Origin of the sequence: Thermoflexus sp., assembly GCF_034432235.1 — a bacterium.
Taxonomy (GTDB): domain Bacteria; phylum Chloroflexota; class Anaerolineae; order Thermoflexales; family Thermoflexaceae; genus Thermoflexus.
In genome coordinates this window covers 91,733-111,070 of the sequence record NZ_DAOUCJ010000075.1, presented here as the reverse complement: position 1 = coordinate 111,070, position 19,338 = coordinate 91,733, and the positions used below count along the sequence as shown (strand labels likewise).

The following is a 19,338-nucleotide window of genomic DNA, read 5'->3' as shown; positions in this document are numbered from 1 at the left end:
CCTTCACGGTTTGACCTCCACGGTAATCACGGATTGCCATTGCAACGGAAGGCCTTCTCCTCCCCCTAACGCGACCTCCAGCGCATAACGGCCGGGCGTGCATGGCATCTGGATGCGATAGCGCCCGCGCCATCGTTCCCCGGGACCCCAGGCCCGGTCGGGATGGGCGGGGTTCCATGGTTCCGTGATGACCATCTCTCCGATGCGGAGGCTCACCCGGTTCGAGGCCGGATGTCCTTCCACTCGCCACCACAGCGCCAGGGTGAGGGGCTGGCACGCCCGGGGCTCCCCCTCGAGGTCCACATGGGTGAGCGCCAGGCCAGGCCATTGCGCTCGTGGAGGACCTTCCCATCGGGGATCCGTATATGGCCTCTCCGGAGGCGAGAGGTCCACCGGATTCAGCTGCGCGGCCAGCCACACCCGATCGCCCTGATACACCACGAGACGGGGCCGATAGCGGCCCGGTGGAGTGCCTGCCTGCGCCTCGACAGCATACCGCGTGAGAACGACCCGTGGCCACGGCCATCGGGCGGTGTCCCATGTCTCACCCCCCAGCGCGCCATCCCATTGCCCCCACAGGGTGCCGTTTTCCTGTTCCAGTCGGAGGGAGACCCGGAGTCCGGGGGGGAGGGGCCCCCTGGTCTGCCATCCGGCGATCACGAAAAGGGGGCGATCCGCCGGCAGCGCTCCTCCCGGAAGGCCATACCCCAGCCAGATCAGGTGAGGGCCAATCGGCTGGCCCGGATGGCCGAAAAGGGCCCGGGGGTCCTTGGGCAGCGGGCGAAATTCCCCCCATATGAAATGCCGGACCCGGATCCCGCCGGCAAACGTGAAGGTCTCGATCTCATCGCCGATCCAGTCGAGGGCGGCGGCGGTGACCTGGGCCGGATCGTTGATCTCGTCGCCCCACTGCACCAGCCATGCCCCATGCACTCCCCTGAGCGCTTGGTTCAGAACCGGCGCCACCGCTTCGTAATCCAGCACATACCGCACATCCGCCACCGGGATCGCCGGCAATGGAATGGGCTTGGTCGTGGCCGCGTAAACCTGATAGGCCGGGAGCGCGAATCCGCTGGTCAGTATCACGACCTCCTGAGACCCCTTACGGGCCTCCACTGTCCGAACCGCGCTTCGCCAGTCGTCCTTGACCTGCTCCGGATGGCCCAGGGTCCAGCTCAAGGCCGGCAGGACGAAGAGCCCCCATGCCGCCAGGGCGGGCAGGAGAGCCCCCCGCGCGCGTTGAAACCCATCGGCCCAGCCCAGCGCCACCGGCAGCCAGAACCCGATGGCGGCGCCGATGAAGTAGTGGGGATGGAACTTGGGGCTTCCATACAGAAGGCCCAGGCCCACGGTTAAGGGGAAGAGGCCGAGGGCCAGAAATATGGAACGCGCCGCTCGCCGGCGAAGCCCGTGGATCAGCCCGATCCCAGCGATGCCCGCGCCCGCGATCAACCCTGGGATCCAGGGGAATCGATCCGGGGGAACGAACCCGGCCATCCGGGCCTGCAGGCCCTGGGCCTGCCAGAGGACCGTCAGGGTCCGCCCCAGATCGAGGGTTCCTGGCCAGAACGCCCCCTGCGTCCGCCCCACCCACAGCGCGTGGACTGCGCCGGGGACCGCTCCCAGGAGAAGGGCCACCGCCCAGGGGATCCAGGCGGATCCCCATCGGAGCCCGAGGAGCAGGATCCCCGGGATCATCCAGAGCATCGCATAGTGCGTGTAGGTCCCGACCAGGGCGGCGAACAGGGTCAGGCGCATGGAGCCCCGGGCCATCCCGTAAAGGGCCAGGGCGGTCCAGAACCCCAGCGCCGCATACATCCGCGCCTCCCGCGATTCCCAGATCCAGAACGGGAGGGTGGCGGCCAGGCCCAGCGCGGTGATCCGGGCCATCGGTGAACGCCCGATCCGTGCGGCAGTGGCGGCGAACATCACCACCGTCAGTGTTCCGGCCATTGCGGAGGGGAAGCGGACAGCGAACTCAGAAGATGAGCCGAGGGCCATCCAGAGCCGGAGCGTTAGATAGAAAAGGGGGGGGTGGGCCTCCTTGGGTTGCCAGATCTGATGACGGGCCAGGTCGATGCTGAAGGCCTCATCATACCACAGGCTGGCGGCGCCCAGCCGGTAAACCCGCAGGCCGAACGCCAGCCCGATCAGGGTCAGAGATAGGGCCATCCACTCCTCTCGTTTCATCTTTGTGACTTCACGCTCAGGGATTGGAAGACCCTTTCCACCTCAGCGGCAATTCGTTCCCAGGCGAACCGCTCCGCCAGCATCCGCGCGCCGCGCTCCAGCCGAAGGCGCAACGCGGGATCCTCCAGGACACGCCGGATGGCGTGGGCCAGCGCTCCGGGATCTTCTGGAGGGGTCAAGAGGATCGGATCTCCGGTCTGGAGCTCCGGGATCGGGACGCGGGGGAAGGTGCTGATCACGGCCCGCCCGTGGGCCAGGGCGGCCATCAGCGTCCCCCGCCGGAAGGAAATCCCATCGCGATACGGCAACGCGCAGAGATCCACCGCTGCGAAGGCGAGGGAGATCTCCCCGGGCGGTCGGTAACCGGTCTCCCAGACGCGTCCCTCCAGCCCCAGCTCGCGGATCCGTCGGTGGCACCAGGCTGCGTAATCCCGCTGGGAAGGATCGCTGGGCGCCACCGTCGCGCCGATGTGCACCAGGCCGACGGCCATCCCTTCTCGCGCAAGCATAGCGATGGCCTCCAGCAAAACATCGAAGCCCTTCGATGGATGCAGGAAGCCGAAAAAGCCCACCAGGGGGAGATCCTCCGGGAGCCCCAGGTGCGTCCGGGCGGTTCGAGGGGGTGGGAGATCAGACGGGGGGGTGATGTTGCTTCCGATGGGGATGCGCCAGAGGGAGCGGATCCCAGCGGCGCGCAGGGCCGCTTCATCCTCGTGGTTGGTGACGATCACCCCATCCGCCCGGCGGGCCAGGAAGCGGATGCTCCACGTTCGCAGCGGGCCGGCCTTCGGGAAGAGATAAGGGACACGCAGATCATGGAAAGTGACCACGATGGGGATCTTCCCCAGCCAGAGCCGTGCGATCGCCGGCCAGAGGTTCATCGCCCCGCCCAGCCCATAGGCTGCCGCCTGATACTGGAGCAGAACGCCGTCTGGCTGCCAGGCGCGCAGCGAGCGTCCCAGCGTGAACCAGGCCCGGGCATCCCAGCGTCGAACGACCCGGAAGACCGGGAAGGGGGAGGCGTCCTCCCCTTCCCCCCGGCGATCGGTCCATACCGCCACGGCATGGCCCCGGGCCTGCATAGCTCGAGCCAGTTCGCGGGTGTAATCGCCGACGCCCCCGGGAAGGGGCGGATACTCGCCGGTGATCAGCGCCAGCCGCAAAAGTCTCCTCCTGATCTGGAAGCTTTCCGGGAAGCTACACACCCGGGCATAGAAAGCCCTTCCACACCAGATATAATAGGATTCACATCTGGTTGGGCCTCGGATTCAAAGGATGGGGCGGCCCTCTGATTTCCAGAGGGGCTTTGGAGGACTATAGCAGGCGCCCCAGGTTTCCATGCATGGAACGAAACCCGGAGGAGCAAACAGGCCATGCGGCTTTCCGTGATCATCCCAGTATATAACGAGCGGGCCACGATCCGGGAGATCCTCAGACAGGTGCGGGCAGTTGGCCTGGCGGATGAGATCATCGTGGTGGACGACGGCTCCACGGATGGGACACGGGAGATCCTGGAGGAAGAAGCCCGGAGTGGGGACATCCGGGTGATCTACCACGAGCGGAACATGGGGAAAGGGGCGGCGGTGCGCACCGGCATCGCCCACGCTACCGGAGACATCCTTCTGATCCAGGACGCTGATCTGGAATACGATCCGCGGGATTATCCGCGCCTGATCCGCCCCATCCTGGAGGGGCGGGCCTCGGTCGTTTACGGATCCCGCTTCCTGGGACCTCGCAAAGCCATGCTCTTCTGGCATATGATCGGCAATAAGTTCCTGACCCTGGTCACCAACCTGCTTTACGACGCGATCCTGAGCGACATGGAGACCGGCTACAAGGTGTTCCGGGCGGAGGTGGTGCGGGGCATCCCGCTGCACGCCCGGGGGTTTGAATTCGAGCCGGAGATCACGGCCAAAATCCTCAAGCGGGGCTATCGGATCTTTGAGGTGCCCATCTCTTACTACGGGCGGGAGTTCCGGGAAGGAAAGAAAATCCGCCCCATCCGCGATGGGCTCAAGGCCTTGTGGACCCTGATCAAGTATCGGTTCGTCGATTGACCCATGAGCTTGTCTGCCCCGTCTCCCGATGAGCTGCGCCTGATTGAGGCGGCCCGGTCCGGCGACCTGGAAGCGTTCAATGAGCTGATCCGCCGCTACCAGGATCGCCTCTATCATGTCGCCTATCGCATCATGGGCGATCACGATTCGGCCGCCGATGCGATGCAGGAGGCGCTGATCGCCGCTTTTCGGGGGATCCGGGGGTTCCGCGGCGGCTCCTTTCTGGCGTGGCTCACTCGCATCGTCACCAACGCGTGTTACGATGAGCTGCGCCGCCGTCGTCGCCGGCCTCAGTCCTCCCTGGAAGCGCTGTTCGTGGTGGATCAGGGGCCGGAAGCGGAGATGCTCCTTCCCCCGGTAGAGGGGCCGGAATTTTACGCGGAGCGCCAGGAGCTGGCCGACTGGATCCATCGCGCCATCCAGAGCCTCCCGGAAGATCAGCGGGTGGTCCTGGTGCTTGCGGACATGGAAGGGTATTCCTACGAGGAGATCGCGGAGATCCTCCGGGTGCCGCTGGGAACTATCAAATCCCGTCTGAGCCGGGCCCGCGCACGGGTCCGGGATTTCCTGCTGGCCCGCCGGGAACTTTTCCCCGGGACGATACGTCCCTCTTAGAGGGTTGATAGCGACTCCGCCTTTCTGGTCGTGAGGCCGGAGGACTTTCGGGCGGGTTGGGGCGTCGAAGACGCCTCCTCGCCTCTTGGAGATCTCAATTCTCAGCGTGGTTCAGCATGCCGTTCTTCCAGCTGAAAGCGGACGAACATCAGTGGGTTCAGGATCGGCTTTCCCTGTATCTGGATGACCGCCTTGAACCCGAAGAACGGGCGCGGGTGGAAGCGCATCTGCGCGGATGTGAAACATGCGCCCGATCGTGGGAAACCCTCCGCTGGACGGTTCAGGCGATCCGGGCGCTGCCGCCCGTGCGAGCGCCCCGTTCCTTTGCGATCCGGCCAGAGCAGGTCGCCTCTGCGTCCCCTGGGGCCGGCTGGCTCCGGCGAGCGGCGTGGGCGATGGCCGCGGCGCTGATCCTGGTTCTGGGTCTGGATCTCGCCCTGTCGCGGGGGGCCGCAGGGCCTCAACCGGCGATGGCGCCTGCTGGCGCCCCAGCGACCGAGGCGGAGCGACAGGCGCTGCGGGCGCTGAAAGATCATACGTTCACTCCCTCCCCGGCGCCGATGTTCGGTCTGATCGTTCCCCAGCCGACCCCAACGGAGACGGCCGAGCGCCGGCCCGGGGCTGAGGAAGCTCCGCCGCCGGCTCCAGCACCCCCGCTTCCCCCATTGCGGATCCTCGAGTTCCTTCTCCTGCTGGGCGCGATCGGGTCCCTGGCGCTGGATCGATGGCGCAGCGGGCGGCTCCGTTAGCCAGGAACCCGGTTGCCGCTTCCCGACGAGAAGGAGTATGCTGAGTTTTGCGTCCTCCACCGCAAACCCGCGCAGGCCATTCAACGGGGGTGGAAAGGCGCGCGATCCTCATCGGGCGTATATCCGCCGTCGGAAGTCTTCCCATGGAGGCACATCCCGGATGCAGCGTGCGGTGATCGTAGACTTCGGAGGCGTGCTGGTGCGCAGCGAGGATCCTTCCCCCCGGGAGGCGCTGGCCCGGGAGCTCGGGCTGGCCGTGGAGGATCTGGAGCGGCTGATCTTCGCCAGCGATCTCTCCCTGCGAGCCCAGCGGGGGGAGCTCCCGGAACCGGAGTTCTGGAAAGCGATCGGGGAACGGTTGGGGATCCGATCCCCGGAGAAGATCCAGCAGGTGCGTCAGCGATTCTTCGCCGGAGATCGCCTGAATGCGCCCCTGGTCGAGGCGCTGCGCCAGTGGAAAGGCCAGGTCGCCCTGGGCCTGATCAGCAACGCCTGGTCTGGATTGCGGGAGGTCCTGAGGCACCTGGGCCTGCTGGACCTTTTCGATGCGGTGGTGATCTCCGCCGAAGTTGGGCTGCTCAAGCCGGACCCCCGCATCTACCTTCTGGCTCTGGAGCGCCTGAGGGTCCCACCCCAAGCCACGGCTTTCGTGGATGATCTGCCGGAAAATGTGCAGGCCGCCCGCGCGCTGGGCCTTTGCGGGATCCATTTCCGCGACACGCGGGAGGCTTTGCAACGGTTGCAGGAATGGTTGAACGGATGGCGTCCCATGGAGGAGAGGGATCATGCCGCTGGAGATCCATCTGGATGATGTGGTGCAGCTCCGCAAGCCCCATCCATGCGGGGGGACGGAGTGGCAGGTCGTCCGGGTGGGAGCGGACATCGGGATCCGTTGCCTGACCTGCGGCCGCCGGGTGTTGCTGCCGCGCCGGGAATTCGAACGCCGGGTGCGACGGATCGTCCGCTGCACCCGTCCTCCTCCCACGCTGTCTTCCTCTTCCCCGGATCGCTGAAAAGAGGCCGATCCCACGGGATGATCTGCACGGCCCGATCGGGAATCCCTGCAGGACGAAGAGGAGGGGTGATCATGAAACGCATCGGACTTTACCTGGGTGGTGGGGTGCTGCTGGTTCTGGCTCTGCTGTTCCTCATCGCGGCCTTCTGGCCGGTCCCCCCGGATTTGCCCCCAGGTGGCCTCTCCGATGGGATGCCGGGCGCCACCGGGGCGCTCCGGCGCCCCTTCCCCCCGATGCCGGTTCCCCCGGATAACCCCCAGACTCCGGAGAAGGCGGAGCTGGGCCGCTTGCTGTTCTATGACCCTCTTCTCTCGGGGGATAACCGTCGATCCTGCGCCACCTGCCATCATCCCGATCTCGGATTCACGGATGGGAAGGGACGCTCCATCGGTGCCGACGGCCAGCCCATGCGCCGGGGCGCCCCCACCCTGTGGAATGTGGGCTACCTCAGGCGGCTGTTCTGGGATGGCCGGGCTTCCTCTCTGGAAGAGGCGGCCCGCATGTCCCTGACGGATCCCCAGGAGATGGCGGAACAGCCGGACCGACTGGTTCAGGAGCTCCGGGCGATCCCGGAGTATCGGGAGCGGTTCGACCGGGCCTTTGGGGGGCGGGATGGCTCGGCGGTGACCTTTGAGAACATCGCGAAGGCCATCGCGGCCTTCGAGCGCACCCTGGTCAGCCGGAACGCTCCCTTCGATCGTTTCGCGGCAGGCGATGAGGGGGCGCTCACGCCGGCCCAGCGCCGCGGCCTGAACCTGTTCCGTTCCGGGCGCACCCGGTGCTTTGAATGCCACACCCTCCCCCTGTTCGGCTCCTCGGACTTCCGGGTGATCGGGGTGCCGGATCTCCCTGGGATGCCGGCGGATCGCGGGCGGGCGGAGATCACCGGCTCGCCCCGGGATGAGCGGGCTTTCAAGGTGCCGACCCTGCGCAACGTCGCCCTGACCGCTCCCTATATGCATAACGGGGCCTTCGCCACCCTTGAGGAAGTGATCGATTTCTACAAAGACGGCGGCGGCCGCGGGCGGGGGATGGATCTCCCCAACCTCGACGCCAAGATCCAGCCGTTCCGCTTAAGCCCCGAGGAGCGGGCGGATCTGGTGGCGTTCCTCTACGCGCTGACGGATGAATCCGCCCTTCCGCCGGTTCCCGAGGCCGTGCCCTCGGGCCTGCCGGTGGTCTCCCGTCTGGAGAACCCGGCGCGAGCGATCGCGGCCCGTTTCAACACCGGCATGGCAGGCTCTTCAGAGCCGCACCGCGAACCCCGGACCTGGATGGTGCGTCCCGGGGAATCGATCCAGGCCGTGCTCGATCAAACCGGGCCAGGGGATACGGTCCTGATCGAGCCGGGTCTTTATCACGAGGCCCTGGTGGTGGAGACGGAGAACCTCACCCTGCGGGGGATCTCGCGGGATGGCCAGCGGCCGATCCTGGACGGACGGGGCACACTGGGGGATGGCATCATCGCCACCCGGGATGGCTTTACCGTGGAGAACCTGATCGTGCGCAACTACACCAACAACGGGATCGTGGTGCCGGGGGCGCGGGGGATCGTGATCCGGGATGTGGTGACGGAGAACACGGGCGCCTACGGTGTGTATCCCGTCGGGAGCGAGGATATCCTCGTCGAGCGGGTGGTGGCCACCGGGGCGTGGGACACCGGCATCTACATCGGCCAATCCCGCAACGGCATCATTCGCGATAGCGAGGCCTATGGCAACGTCAGCGGCATTGAGGTGGAGAACTCGGTGGCCATCACGGTGGAGAACAATTACGCCCACGACAACACCGCCGGCGTCCTGGTCTTCGTCCTCCCCAACCTCGAATCCAAAGTGGGCTCCCATAACCGGATCGTCGGCAATCGCATCATCCGGAACAACGGGCCCAACTTCGCGAAACCGGGCGCGATTGTGGGGAACGTGCCCTCAGGGACCGGGATCCTGATCATGGCAGCGGATGAGACCGAGGTGACCGGCAACGAGATCCGGGACAACGCTTCCGTGGGCATCGCCGTGGTTGGGCTATACCAGGTTTTCCCGAAGGGAACGGTTTTCGATGTCGGTGCTATCCCCGAGCGGAACTGGATTCACGACAATATCCTGGCGAACAACGGCTGGAGCCCGGATCCCAAAGTGCGGGCGGCGGGGTTGCCGGGGGCCGACCTGCTCTGGGATACGAGCGGCTGGGACAATCTGTGGCGGCAGCCTGGTGCCCGCGCCTTCCCTCCGCTACTCCCCGGGCCGGACTGGCCCTGGCCGTTCCGCCGCGCCTACTGGCGGTCGCTCCAGTTGCTGATTCGGTTGCTGGGATGAGGTGATCCTCCGTCGCTGGATGCGCGGATCAGTTGGTCGATGGGAGTGATGGAATGTGAGCCACTCAGGTAGCCTGCGCTCCGTGGAAGCCCTGCCAGGGGATCCGCGCGCGAGCGGAGGGGCCACCGGGAATGGACTTGGGGGAAAAGGCCATGGGATCTTTACGGGAGCGCATACCGCCGCACTTCCACCTGCTGGAACACCCAGCGCCCGGTCAGCCGGCCGTGGGCGTCCAGCCAGCGTCGGACCAGGTCCCGATCGTCCCACATCGAAGCTTCCGAATAAATCAGCCAGACCACTTTCCGGCCCTGCACCAGGGCCGCCATCCGGGACGCCACCTCCGCTTCCCTCAGCAGATACCCCCCTTCGGGGGTCCGGAAGTTGGTGGCCGGTGCCCATACCCCTTCGTAAGGCTGGCGGAAATAATAGTCGAACACATGCTGGATGTAGCCGATGTGGAACAGGATGAGCTCCCCCGGGCGGTAACCCGCGGCCACGATGCGCGCTGCCGACCGAAAATCCGACTTGATGGGTATGGCGGCCTGCGCCCACAGGCCCATCGTCATGGGGGCCAGAACGAGGGCCAGGGCCATCGCCCGCTTGACGCGACCCGGGATCCGCTCCCAGCCGATCGCCGCCAGAGCGAACCAGGCGGGCATGGCCGCGATGAGATAGCGCTCCACGAAGAGCGGACGGCAGAGGGAGAGCAGGGAAAGCAAGGCCCACGGACCCAACGCCCACAGTATCAGCACGCCGCGCACCCGCCTGGATACCCGGCCCGCCAGGACCCCCAGGATCATCCATACGCTCAGGGGAAGAAGCCCCCAACCCGGGAACCCACCCCACACCCCGACCGCTGCCCCCCAAGCCAGCATCCCCAGCCCATCCCACGGGGCCACCCGCGGAAAGCCGGTCTCCCCGCAGATCGGGCGGATCCCTCCATCCCACTGGAGCACCTGATGGATCTGCCAGCGCAGCAGGGGAAGATCCGCGATCAGCAACAGGAGACCGGCTGCTGCTGCGCCGGTCAGCGCTTTCCAGGGCCATCCTTTTCGGATCCCGATTAGCGCGAGGAAGGCGGGGAGGAACATGGCGAAGAGGATATGGCTGTAAAGCCCCAGGAGCAGCCAGAGGGCGGCCTCCACCCATCCCAGCGGATCCCGACGGGCGGCCTCCTGGGCGCCCCAGGCAGCCAGGAAGAGGAGCACCAGGAGGGCATACATCTTGGCCTCCTGGCCATACCAGACCAGGAAGGGCGCCGTCGCCAGGAACCATGCGGTGAGCCGCGCGGCAGGGGCCGGCAGGTATCGGCGGAAGAGGGCAAACCCCAGGGCCACCGCCAGGGTTCCCAGCCAGACCGATGGGAACCGGAGGGCGAATTCCGAATCGCCGGCCAGGCGAACCCATTGGAAGAGCCCGATGAAATAGAGCGGCCCATTGAAGCCCGGTCGAGTCAATATCGCGGCCAGCCGTTCCCATCCCGCCCGATCCCCCTGCCGGAAGGCCTCCGCGATCTCCCTCGAGAGATCCCGCCCGAACCGCAGGGCATCCACCTCGTCTCGCCAGAGGGACTGGGCAGTCAGGGAACCCGCCCGTAACGCAAAGGCGAGGAGAACCAGGAGCAGCATGCGGGGATCCGGGCGCCGGCGGGAGGGCCGGAGGAGGGCCTGGAGCATCCGCCCGAGGCCGAAGCTGAGCCCCATGCCGGCCAGGAACGGGAAAAGGGAAACCTCAATGCTCATCGCCATATGAGGCCGCAGATGGAAACCACCGAAGTGCCCTGCTCATCCGCCGGGCAGAGGGCGTAATCGACCTTCTCCCCTGTGGTGGGCTCCAGGATACGCAGGGCGAGGTAGATCGGGGAGACTCCGCACACGTTGTTGCGGTCTTTGGTCCGCCGGATCTCCTCGAAGAAACCCGCAGCGTCCCCGGCGGCCATGCGTTCGATCAGGGCCTCGTCGTCCGCCTTCAGGCGAGCCTGCCCTGGAAGATCCAGCGGGCGGCCGCCGAAAGCCGGGCCGACATGCGCCAGATCCCCCGCGGCCACGATCACCGCCCGGCGTCCGGCGATGGCGGCGCGCATGGTCTCAATGAAACGGGCGATCACCGGATCGGAGATCGGATCCCGGTCTTCCTGGATGAAAGACATCAGGGGGCCGCAGAGGATGGGCACTGTTTCCACCGGTTTCCCCTCGCGTGTCGCATGCAGCCACACGGCGGCCAGCTCGATGGAGTGTTCCCCCCGGTGGCGGAGCTCGCCGGCGAAGGCGGCTTCCTCCCCCAGCGCCTGAGCCAGGGCCTCCACGATCGACTGGGCCGTGGGGAGCACGCCGAAGGGCGTGGCGTAATGTTGACGGGTCAGCGTGATCGATCGGTCCTCCCCGTAATGATCCGTCCCCAGGATGATCGCCAGGTCCGCCTCGCGCACAAACGGGGCGGCCCGCCGCCAGACCCGGGCATAAACCCGCCCGCCCCGCGCATAATCGATGTGGGGGCTCACCAGTCCGCGTCCATCCTCCTCGGGATCCTCTCCCGGGGCTTCCTCTTCGAAACGACGGAACAGCTGGCGCAGGGCCGTCGGGTCCTCTGGATAGACCTCCTCCGCGAGCATGGGCGGGCGGAAGGGGGCCCGGCGATAGATTTCCAGAGCCCGGGCCTGGGCTTCCCGGAACCGTTCGTTCTCCAGCAGGCACAATTCATCCAGGGTGGCGATCAGTGAGCGAAGGGCCTCCTCGTCTACTCGAACGCCGTAGCGCACCATCAACGCCGCGCGAATGGCTCGCAGATCCCGCGTGCCGTCACACAGAGCCAGCACCGGCGCCAGGGGTTGCGGGATCATCACCATCTGTTCCGAGAGCCGGAGGGGATCTCGCACCACCACATACCGGCGGCCATTGCGAACGATCGGGCGCAGATCCACCGGGCGAAGCCGGGGATACCGTGTCGGATCGCCCATGATGATCCTCCTTCTAACCGCAGGGAGTTGCCCCGCCGGGCTCCAGATGATCGATTACGATCCAGCGAATCGGGCCACTTCCCGTCCCATTTCCCGGACATCATACCCGGGCAGGGCGGCCACCGCGGCCTGGAAACGGGCCTCGTGCAGGAGTTCCAGCACCGGCTGGAGCCAGGGATCCTCATAGAGGGCCAGCGGGATTACCAGGTCGTAACGCTCGAGGGCCAGGGGGATGAACTCAAGCCCCATCGCCGCGGCCGCCGCGCGGATCCCCAGGCCGACATCTGCCCGGCCGCTGGCGACCGCCGCTGCTACGGCCAGATGGGTGAGCTCCTCCCGTTCGTAGCCCGGGATCGCCCGGGGGTCGATGCCCAGACGCTGGAGGTGATAATCCAGGAGGATCCGAGTTCCCGCTCCCCGCTGGCGGTTCACGAACCGCACATCCGGCCGGGCGAGATCCCGCAGATCCCGGATCCCCTTGGGGTTTCCCCGAGCGACGATCAGACCCTGCTCCCGGTGCGCCAGGGTGACCACTGCCACCGGGATCCCCGCGAGATATCGGCGGACATAGGGCAAATTATATTCGCCGCTTTCGGGATCCAGCAGGTGGGACCCGGCCAGATGGCATTCTCCTCGACGGAGGGCGATCAGGCCTCCCAGACTGCCCGCGTTCGCGCTCTGGAGCCTCCGGCCGGGATACCGTTCCGCCAGAAACTGGGCCATCAGATCCAGGGCCATATCATGGCTGCCGATGGCCAGGACGGTGCCTTCGATCTCCTCTATGCGGGTGTAAAGTTCAATGGAAACCACCTGGCCCTGATCATATCCTTCCACGAATCGGGGGATCCGCAGGATCCCATCCGCTCGCACTAGCGAGGACAGGACTCCTGCTCCGCGGGGGAGGGGCGCCGCCACATAGCGCTCGCCCACCCGTCCCACGGTCACCCGAACCCACTCCTCATCTCCCAGCGGGGAGAGCAGCTTGCGGGTGAGCACGGCGGAAAGGCGCGGTCGCCGCGAGGGCGGGCGGCCCAGCCAGCGGGCGAGCAGCGGTTCCACGAAGATCTCCCCGGTCAGGGCTGCGGAGACCGGGAACCCTGGAACCCCAATGACTGGGATGGACCGCCCATCCACCTGGAGCATTCCCAGGATCACCGGGTGGCCTGGGCGCACCGCCACCCCGTGGACCAGGAGGGTGCCCAGGGTGGAGACGACCCGGGCGGTGAAATCCTCGCGCCCCGCGGAGGAGCCAGCGTTGATGAGGACCAGATCATGGGTGCGAGCCGCTTCCTGGGTGGCTTCGAGGAGACGTTCGAAGTCGTCGGGGATGATCGGGAAACGGGTGGCGAGCCCGCCCCACTCGCGGATCTGAGCGGACAGCACCAGGGAGTTGAACTCGATGATCTCCCCCGGCCGCACCCCTCGCGTCGCCGCCTGTTCGGGGGGGATCAGCTCCGTCCCGGTGGGCAGGATCGCCACCCGGGGCTGACGGCGCACGCAGACATCCGCATAACCACATGCTGCAATGACGCCCAGATCCACGGGCCGCAGACGATGGTTGGCGGGCAGCACCAGCTCGGCCGCGGCGATATCCTCAGCGACCGGGCGGACATTGGCCCAGGGGGCGACCGGTTGATACAGGGTGATTTGAGTGGCCCGCTCAGGGGCTTCTGCGTCGAATTGCACCTGCTCCACCGGGACCACCGCGTCCGCCCAGGGCGGAAGGGGATCCCCGGTATCCACATAACAGGCTCCCCCCCCGGCATCGGCCGGGTGGACGAGCAACACCCGCGGCTGAGTTTCGGTGGCGCCTATCGTATCCTGAGCGCGGAGGGCGAACCCATCCATCGCCGCAGCCGGATAGGGAGGGACTGACAGCCGGGCCCAGATGGGTTCCGCCGTGATCCGCCCCAGCGCCTGATCCAGGGGAACCCGCTCCCCTGGGAACGGCCCATCCAGGCCGGCCTCTGTCAGCGCTCGAAGGAAGCGCGCCCAGGCTTCCTCCAGAGGGATATCTTCCAGATAGATCCGACGGCCCATCGGGGAACCCCCGGAGGGAATCCAAACCAGAAAGTATTTTATCCGCTCACTCCCCTTTCTCGAACAGCGATACGGTCTCAATGTGATAGGTTTGTGGGAACATATCGAACGGCTGCACTTCTCGCAATTGGTAACCTGCATCAAGGATCCGGCGGGCGTCGCGGGCCAGGGTGGCGGGATCGCAGGAAACGTAGATCCAGCGCCGGGGCGCCAGCCGCAGGAGGGCCTCCAGGGCCTCCCGGGAGCATCCGGTTCGGGGGGGATCTACCACCAGGACTTCGAAGGGCTCCTCCAGTGTCGGCGCGACCGCCTCCACGGTCCCGGCCCGGATCTCGACGTGGGGGAACCGGGCCAGGTTATGCTGGGCGTCGGCTACGGCTGCCGGATGCGCTTCGATGCCGACCACCCGTCGGGCGAAAGGCGCCAGGTGCGCCGTGAACAGCCCGACCCCGCAATAGGCATCCAGGACGGCCTCTGTCCCATGCAGATCGGCCCACTCCACTACCCGATGGACGATTTGTTCCGCTATCGCGGTGTTGGTCTGGAAGAAGCTGGAGGCCGAGATGCGGAAGAGGAAACCGCCTACCTCTTCTGTGAGATAGTCCAACCCGATCAGCGGGATGATCCGCTCGTCCTCGGTGAGCAGGACCAGGGAGACCCGCAGGTCGGTCTCCAGGACGGGCAGCTCATCCCCCTCGGTTTCGAAGATCACCATTCGATCCCCGGTGCGAACGCCGCAGCGCAGCGTGAGCCGCCGCAGGGCCAGCCCCTCGATGTCCAGGGCCTCATACAGTTCCTGGAGCATCGGATGGGCGATCCAGCAGCGGGTGATGGGGACCACCCGATGGGAGCGCATGGCCTGAAAGCCCAGGCGGCCATCGGGGGTTACAGAAAACTGGACCTGATTGCGATAACCCAGAGGATCGGGGCTGGGGATGGTGGGACGCACCGGCGGGTCCTCGATCTTCCCGATCCGGCGCAGCTGATCCCGAACGATCTCTGCCTTAAATTGCAGCTGGGCCTCGTAGCTCATATGCTGGAGATGACAGCCGCCGCATTCCCCGAAATGGGGGCAGGGGGGCTCCCTTCGCGCCGGGGAGGGGGAGATCACCTCCCGGATCCGCCCCCGGGCGTAGGAGCCCCGATCTTCCACCACTTCGATGTCCACGGTCTCCCCCGGGATGCCGAAGGGAACAAACACCACCTTGCCCTCATGACGGCCGATGGCCTCGCCCCCATGAGCCATTTGTTCCAGAATCAAGCGAATCCGGCTCATTTCTCTTCTCAGCTGGATTTTCCCCGGACGGTCAAGCGGGCCCTTGCAGGCGGCCCGCCTGGCCCTTCACGCCTCCGGATAGGACCTGGGAGAAAAGGAGATTCCGCCTTCCACGGTGCAGGGCCGGCGGGTCATGGGATCCATCCCCGCTGGCGGGCAACCTCATAGAGGAGAAGGGCCGCGGCGACGGCGACGTTGAGGGACTCCATCCCCCGCGCCATCGGGATCCGCACGGTGCGATGGGACAGATGTTGCGCCTCCGGCCCGGGGCCTGCCGCTTCACCCCCCAGGATCAGCGTCACGGGCTCCCGCCAGTCGACCTCCAGGTAGGTGTGCGTGCCTCCGGGTGTCGCGAGCCAGATGGTGGTGCCCTTCACGAGAGAAGGGATTTCCGTCCAGGAGGCCGGGCGCACGGGCAGAACGAAATGGGCGCCCGCGGCCGCCCGCACCGCCTTCGGATGCCACGGATCGGCGGTTCCCGGCGGGATGATCATCCCTTCCGCTCCCGCCGCCGCCGCGCTGCGCAACACAGCGCCCACATTCCCGGGCTCCTGAACCCGATCGAGGAGGACCAGGAAGGTCGGCGAGGCGGGCCAGGGAAGTTCCGGGATCGGCGCTACGGCGATCACCCCCTGGGGGGTCTCCGCCTCCGTGCACATCCGAAGGATCGCGGGGGTGACCTCATAACAGGGTACCCCGGCTGCCTGAAGGCGGGCCAGGGTCTCCTGAGCGCGGGGGGTGGGATCCGCATAGAACGCGAAAAGGAGGCGGTATTCCGGATGATGGGCGTTGAAATGCAGGGCCTCGTCGATCAGGCGCGGGCTTTCCAGAACCATCTGCCGGTAGACGCGACGAGCTTTCCGCTGTTCCAGGAGCGCCCGCACCCGCTTGACCTTCTCATTGGAGGGACTGGTGATCCGGAGCATATGGAAATTGGATAAGACTCCTCCGCCGGGCTTTCCGGCCCTCCTCCGCTGGTGAGAAGGCGATGATGAGACGAAAGGAACACCCTGGAAGGCATGGCAGAGCGCCGGGGTTGCTCCATCCTCCCCCCGAAGCTTTCGGCAGGGGAATCCGAACCCTCAGGCAAGGCCCAGCGCCTGACGAGCGGTTTCGACCAGCCGGGCGAAGGCGGCCGCATCCCGGACGGCCAGATCCGCCAGGATCTTGCGATTGATGGCGATCCCGGCGGCCCGCAGCCCAGCCATCAACCGGCTGTAGGAGAGGCCGTTCTGACGGGCTGCGGCATTGATCCGCATAATCCAGAGGCGGCGGAAATCCCGTTTGCGCTCCCGCCGATGGCGATAGGCGTAAGCGAGGGATTTAATCATCGCCTCGTGAGCTCGCCGGTAATGCCGGCTGCGGGATCCCCGCTGGCCTTCCACCATCTTCAGAACCTTCTTGTGTCGACGGCGATTCGTGACGCTGCTTTTCACACGAGTCATCGCAACTTCCCCCTATATGCGCGAAAAGATATCCGGCTGAGCGTAGGGTGCCGGAGACACCCCCACCGGAATTCAGGACTGGCGCGGCTGTGCTCCCATATTTGGGAGATGAGGCACTCTCTCCCCAAAAGACCTCACCAATAGACTAGTGACGCGACTTCCACTTCATCGGGAAAGCTGGGGCGCCCCGTTCAGCAGCGCCCCAGCCCGTAAATCTCTTCGCTGAAGGATGGAACAACTGGCCCCATTAATCTTTCTTGTCCAGATAGGGGGCCAGCCGCTTCACCTGCTTATAAACGAAGGGCTCGGTCACGGTGAGCATCTCATCGTAGAGCCGCTTGGTGCGTTTGGCGCGCTTGCGCCGCAGGTGGCTGCGGCCGATCTTCGCGCGCACCAGCTTCCCGCTCCCGGTATAGCGAAGCCGCTTAGCGGTCGCCTTGTGGGTCCGAATCTTGGGCACCTTCGATCACCTCCGGGCTGGATTCCGCTTTCCGTTCCGCCGGCTGCCCTCCCTTCCGACGCAGGGGGGCCAGCACCATCACCATGCTCTGGCCCTCCATACTGGGTGGGGTCTCCACCATTCCCACATCGGCCACCTGCTCCGCGAAACGCTGGAGCATCTCCGTGGCCAGCTGCAGGTGCATCATCTCGCGCCCCCGCATCCGAACCTGGACCTTGACCTTGTTGCCATCGTTGAGAAAACGCCGGGCATCCCGCACCTTGAATCCAACATGGTGGGGATCCGTGGTGGGCCGCAGGCGGATCTCTTTCACGACAATCTGTTTCAGCGCCTTACGGGCCTCCCGTTCTTTCTTCGCCTGCTCGTAGAGGAACTTGCCGTAATCCATGATGCGGCAGACCGGCGGGTCGGCCTGGGGGGCGACCTCCACCAGATCCAGGCCATACTGGCGCGCCGCAGCGAGCGCCTCCATCAAGGAAACCACACCGATCTGCTTTCCATCCGGGCCGATCAACCGGACCTGGCGCGCCCGGATTGCCTCATTGACACGATATTTCCGCGCGGAAATATGCTCCTCCTTCCTGGGAGAGGATGTCGGAGAAGATCATAACATGGGGCCGCCTGAACGTCAACCCGGAAATCCCAGCGAGGCTTTTCCATAGGGTTCAGGGCTTGCACGTTCGCGGTTCGGCTTGGATAGGGACTTTGAGGTCATGGAGATTTGGAGTTGCCCATGGAGGATTTGACGCAAGGCTTCGGGGGGCCAAAGGAAGCACACAGGGGCGCTCCCCTTGACCCCCAGGGAGAAGGGGATTCGCTCTTTCGCAGCTCCGTCGGGCTCCCAGGCTCTTGGCTAATCGGGTCGATCGGAGAGGGGAGGGAGAGATCCTGGCGACAGCAGCTCTCGGGCCTGCTCCGCCCACTCGGTCGGGACCAGGACCTCGACCCGATGGAAGGTGGACGCGATCAGCGTATGAATAGCTTCGTAGCGAAGCCGGGCGGGGATTCCTTCCTGCTCCAGTCGGGCCTGCACCATCTGGCCCTCGATCAGGTTCCCCGCCTCATAGACCAGCACCCAATCCTCCGTTGAGCCCAATCGCGCGCTCCTTCAGGATGCGGTTCCCTCTGTGGACGATTCGCCGGTGGCTGGAGGCGTGGCGCCTTAACGCTGGGCCATCATTTGCTCAAATCGGGCCCGGCTTTCCTCCAGCCATTTGCGAAGCTCCTCCGCGCGGCGGCGCGCTTCCGCCGCGGCCTCCTCCGCCCGTCGGCGGGCCTCCATCAGTGCAGCCTCCGCCTGGGAACGGGCCTGCGTCGTCAGTTCCTCTGCGTGCGTTTTCAGTTCAATCCCCCGTTCTTGCAGCAGCCGTCGGGTCTCCTCGCCTGAGCGGGGCGCAAACAGCAAGGCCGCCACGGCGCCCACCAGGGCCCCGGTCAGGAACCCGGCCAGAAAAGCCCCGAACGCTCCACCCTGCTCCCGCTCCGCCATAAGTCACCTCCATCATCATAAAGATTGGGGGCTTGATCGTTAACCTCATCCTTGCCATCCCATCAATTCGATCGGCCGCGCAGCAGGCGGATCAGCGTTCGCAGCGCATGAGCGACGCCAGCCGCCACACTGGCCGCTTCAATGGTCGGACGGGCCAGACGCCGGCCCAGGAAGGCGCTGGTCCCATATACGGTATCGACCGTCTCCCGGGCGCGCTGGAGGATTGGCTGGACCTCCTGCTCCAACCAATCGACGAGGCGGATGAGACGGTAAATCAGAACGATTGTCACAGCGCCAAGCAGAATCAACTGGAAGGTGAGGGCGATGATCAAAATATCCCGCAGGACCGCGGCGATGGCCGGGTGCATGTAAAGAAAGACTAGGAAGGCCACAAACAGGGCTATGGCCACCAGACCCAGCAGGATCCAGCCGATGGGAGGCCAGCGACGCATCGGAAGCCTCGGTTCTCCGATTTGCGGATGCCAAAGCCGCTCCCCTCCCATTATAACGGAAGTCGCGCCCGGCTGGACCCTAAAAGATATTTCCTCACATTGCCGCTGAAGCGGCCCCCGCTGGTCACGAGGGACACCTCCTCGGGCAGGCGGTGCTTCCGCACCAGCCTTCCGCTACACCGGTGGGCGATTCGGATCCCTCCATACCCGCCGGGCGGGAAGGGGCGTAAATTTGACAAAACCCCCCCTTCCCGCTATAGTGAGAAACAGCCCTCATGAAG

Annotated in this window: 19 protein-coding genes; 6 read left to right on the top strand and 13 right to left on the bottom strand. The window is 65.9% G+C overall.

Translation table 11 applies throughout. The features are described 5' to 3' along the window. Nucleotides 1–3: 3 nt before the first annotated feature. Both VAE54_RS09235 and VAE54_RS09230 read right to left on the bottom strand, forming a co-directional pair. Nucleotides 4–2,172, bottom strand: a complete 2,169-nt coding sequence (locus VAE54_RS09235) for a glycosyltransferase family 39 protein (protein WP_322801668.1) — start codon at nucleotides 2,170–2,172, stop codon at nucleotides 4–6. Between the two features lie 14 nt (nucleotides 2,173–2,186). Next, nucleotides 2,187–3,353 carry a glycosyltransferase gene (locus VAE54_RS09230; RefSeq protein ID WP_322801667.1) on the bottom strand — a complete coding sequence of 389 codons (1,167 nt, stop codon included), beginning with the start codon at nucleotides 3,351–3,353 and terminating at the stop codon, nucleotides 2,187–2,189. A 210-nt stretch (nucleotides 3,354–3,563) separates the two neighbouring features. Here VAE54_RS09230 and VAE54_RS09225 point away from each other — a divergent pair, with 210 nt between their 5' ends. The 6 genes from VAE54_RS09225 (at nucleotide 3,564) to VAE54_RS09200 (ending at nucleotide 8,939) form a co-directional block, all read left to right on the top strand. Continuing rightward, nucleotides 3,564–4,247, top strand: coding sequence for a glycosyltransferase family 2 protein (locus tag VAE54_RS09225; RefSeq protein ID WP_322801666.1), 684 nt, complete (start codon nucleotides 3,564–3,566; stop codon nucleotides 4,245–4,247). Between the two features lie 3 nt (nucleotides 4,248–4,250). Further along, nucleotides 4,251–4,862: a sigma-70 family RNA polymerase sigma factor gene (locus VAE54_RS09220; protein ID WP_322801665.1), complete on the top strand. Its 612-nt coding sequence runs from the start codon at nucleotides 4,251–4,253 to the stop codon at nucleotides 4,860–4,862. 116 nt (nucleotides 4,863–4,978) lie between these two features. Next, a complete protein-coding gene (locus tag VAE54_RS09215) occupies nucleotides 4,979–5,611 on the top strand; it encodes a zf-HC2 domain-containing protein (RefSeq protein ID WP_322801664.1) in 633 nt (210 codons plus the stop codon). A gap of 160 nt (nucleotides 5,612–5,771) precedes the next feature. Continuing rightward, nucleotides 5,772–6,422 (top strand): HAD family phosphatase, encoded by a 651-nt coding sequence (locus VAE54_RS09210; RefSeq protein WP_322801663.1) that lies wholly within the window; start codon nucleotides 5,772–5,774, stop codon nucleotides 6,420–6,422. Then, nucleotides 6,397–6,624 (top strand): DUF951 domain-containing protein, encoded by a 228-nt coding sequence (locus VAE54_RS09205; protein ID WP_322801662.1) that lies wholly within the window; start codon nucleotides 6,397–6,399, stop codon nucleotides 6,622–6,624. The genes VAE54_RS09210 and VAE54_RS09205 overlap by 26 nt, the downstream gene beginning before the upstream one ends. A 74-nt stretch (nucleotides 6,625–6,698) precedes the next feature. Next, nucleotides 6,699–8,939 (top strand): parallel beta-helix domain-containing protein, encoded by a 2,241-nt coding sequence (locus VAE54_RS09200; RefSeq protein ID WP_322801661.1) that lies wholly within the window; start codon nucleotides 6,699–6,701, stop codon nucleotides 8,937–8,939. 161 nt (nucleotides 8,940–9,100) lie between these two features. Here VAE54_RS09200 and VAE54_RS09195 read toward each other — a convergent pair whose 3' ends face one another. The 11 genes from VAE54_RS09195 to VAE54_RS09145 all read right to left on the bottom strand — a co-directional run bounded on the left by VAE54_RS09195 (nucleotide 9,101) and on the right by VAE54_RS09145 (nucleotide 19,057). Beyond that, nucleotides 9,101–10,687: a glycosyltransferase family 39 protein gene (locus tag VAE54_RS09195; protein WP_322801660.1), complete on the bottom strand. Its 1,587-nt coding sequence runs from the start codon at nucleotides 10,685–10,687 to the stop codon at nucleotides 9,101–9,103. Then, nucleotides 10,678–11,895, bottom strand: a complete 1,218-nt coding sequence (amrB, locus tag VAE54_RS09190; protein WP_322801659.1) for an AmmeMemoRadiSam system protein B — start codon at nucleotides 11,893–11,895, stop codon at nucleotides 10,678–10,680. Before amrB ends, VAE54_RS09195 begins: the two co-directional genes overlap by 10 nt. A 54-nt stretch (nucleotides 11,896–11,949) precedes the next feature. Further along, nucleotides 11,950–13,935 (bottom strand): molybdopterin biosynthesis protein, encoded by a 1,986-nt coding sequence (locus VAE54_RS09185; RefSeq protein WP_322801658.1) that lies wholly within the window; start codon nucleotides 13,933–13,935, stop codon nucleotides 11,950–11,952. 46 nt (nucleotides 13,936–13,981) lie between these two features. Further along, nucleotides 13,982–15,211, bottom strand: coding sequence for a 23S rRNA (uracil(1939)-C(5))-methyltransferase RlmD (gene rlmD / locus VAE54_RS09180; protein ID WP_322801657.1), 1,230 nt, complete (start codon nucleotides 15,209–15,211; stop codon nucleotides 13,982–13,984). Between the two features lie 131 nt (nucleotides 15,212–15,342). Further along, a complete protein-coding gene (locus VAE54_RS09175; protein WP_416223792.1) occupies nucleotides 15,343–16,137 on the bottom strand; it encodes a TrmH family RNA methyltransferase in 795 nt (264 codons plus the stop codon). A gap of 156 nt (nucleotides 16,138–16,293) precedes the next feature. Further along, nucleotides 16,294–16,656, bottom strand: coding sequence for a 50S ribosomal protein L20 (gene rplT / locus VAE54_RS09170; RefSeq protein WP_295452854.1), 363 nt, complete (start codon nucleotides 16,654–16,656; stop codon nucleotides 16,294–16,296). 247 nt (nucleotides 16,657–16,903) lie between these two features. Continuing rightward, nucleotides 16,904–17,116, bottom strand: coding sequence for a bL35 family ribosomal protein (locus VAE54_RS09165; RefSeq protein WP_322801655.1), 213 nt, complete (start codon nucleotides 17,114–17,116; stop codon nucleotides 16,904–16,906). Beyond that, entirely contained in the window at nucleotides 17,082–17,684 is a 603-nt protein-coding gene (gene infC, locus VAE54_RS09160; RefSeq protein WP_322801702.1) for a translation initiation factor IF-3, read from the bottom strand. The genes VAE54_RS09165 and infC overlap by 35 nt, the downstream gene beginning before the upstream one ends. A 285-nt stretch (nucleotides 17,685–17,969) precedes the next feature. Then, complete coding sequence (locus tag VAE54_RS09155) at nucleotides 17,970–18,212, bottom strand: DUF2007 domain-containing protein (RefSeq protein ID WP_322801654.1); 243 nt, start codon at nucleotides 18,210–18,212, stop codon at nucleotides 17,970–17,972. Nucleotides 18,213–18,278: 66 nt separating this feature from the next. Further along, nucleotides 18,279–18,605, bottom strand: coding sequence for a YtxH domain-containing protein (locus VAE54_RS09150; protein WP_322801653.1), 327 nt, complete (start codon nucleotides 18,603–18,605; stop codon nucleotides 18,279–18,281). A 62-nt stretch (nucleotides 18,606–18,667) separates the two neighbouring features. Beyond that, entirely contained in the window at nucleotides 18,668–19,057 is a 390-nt protein-coding gene (locus VAE54_RS09145; protein ID WP_322801652.1) for a hypothetical protein, read from the bottom strand. Between the last annotated feature and the right edge of the window lie 281 nt (nucleotides 19,058–19,338).

Bases quoted from the DNA above. Each gene is read 5' to 3' on its own strand.
- VAE54_RS09235 (WP_322801668.1), bottom strand. From the start codon at position 2,172: ATGGCCCTATCTCTGACCCTGATCGGGCTGGCGTTCGGCCTGCGGGTT.
- VAE54_RS09225 (WP_322801666.1), top strand. From the start codon at position 3,564: ATGCGGCTTTCCGTGATCATCCCAGTATATAACGAGCGGGCCACGATC.
- VAE54_RS09220 (WP_322801665.1), top strand. From the start codon at position 4,251: ATGAGCTTGTCTGCCCCGTCTCCCGATGAGCTGCGCCTGATTGAGGCG.
- VAE54_RS09215 (WP_322801664.1), top strand. From the start codon at position 4,979: ATGCCGTTCTTCCAGCTGAAAGCGGACGAACATCAGTGGGTTCAGGAT.
- VAE54_RS09210 (WP_322801663.1), top strand. From the start codon at position 5,772: ATGCAGCGTGCGGTGATCGTAGACTTCGGAGGCGTGCTGGTGCGCAGC.
- VAE54_RS09205 (WP_322801662.1), top strand. From the start codon at position 6,397: ATGCCGCTGGAGATCCATCTGGATGATGTGGTGCAGCTCCGCAAGCCC.
- VAE54_RS09200 (WP_322801661.1), top strand. From the start codon at position 6,699: ATGAAACGCATCGGACTTTACCTGGGTGGTGGGGTGCTGCTGGTTCTG.
- VAE54_RS09195 (WP_322801660.1), bottom strand. From the start codon at position 10,687: ATGGCGATGAGCATTGAGGTTTCCCTTTTCCCGTTCCTGGCCGGCATG.
- amrB (WP_322801659.1), bottom strand. From the start codon at position 11,895: ATGGGCGATCCGACACGGTATCCCCGGCTTCGCCCGGTGGATCTGCGC.
- VAE54_RS09185 (WP_322801658.1), bottom strand. From the start codon at position 13,935: ATGGGCCGTCGGATCTATCTGGAAGATATCCCTCTGGAGGAAGCCTGG.
- rlmD (WP_322801657.1), bottom strand. From the start codon at position 15,211: ATGAGCCGGATTCGCTTGATTCTGGAACAAATGGCTCATGGGGGCGAG.
- VAE54_RS09175 (WP_416223792.1), bottom strand. From the start codon at position 16,137: ATGCTCCGGATCACCAGTCCCTCCAATGAGAAGGTCAAGCGGGTGCGG.
- rplT (WP_295452854.1), bottom strand. From the start codon at position 16,656: ATGACTCGTGTGAAAAGCAGCGTCACGAATCGCCGTCGACACAAGAAG.
- VAE54_RS09150 (WP_322801653.1), bottom strand. From the start codon at position 18,605: ATGGCGGAGCGGGAGCAGGGTGGAGCGTTCGGGGCTTTTCTGGCCGGG.
- VAE54_RS09145 (WP_322801652.1), bottom strand. From the start codon at position 19,057: ATGCGTCGCTGGCCTCCCATCGGCTGGATCCTGCTGGGTCTGGTGGCC.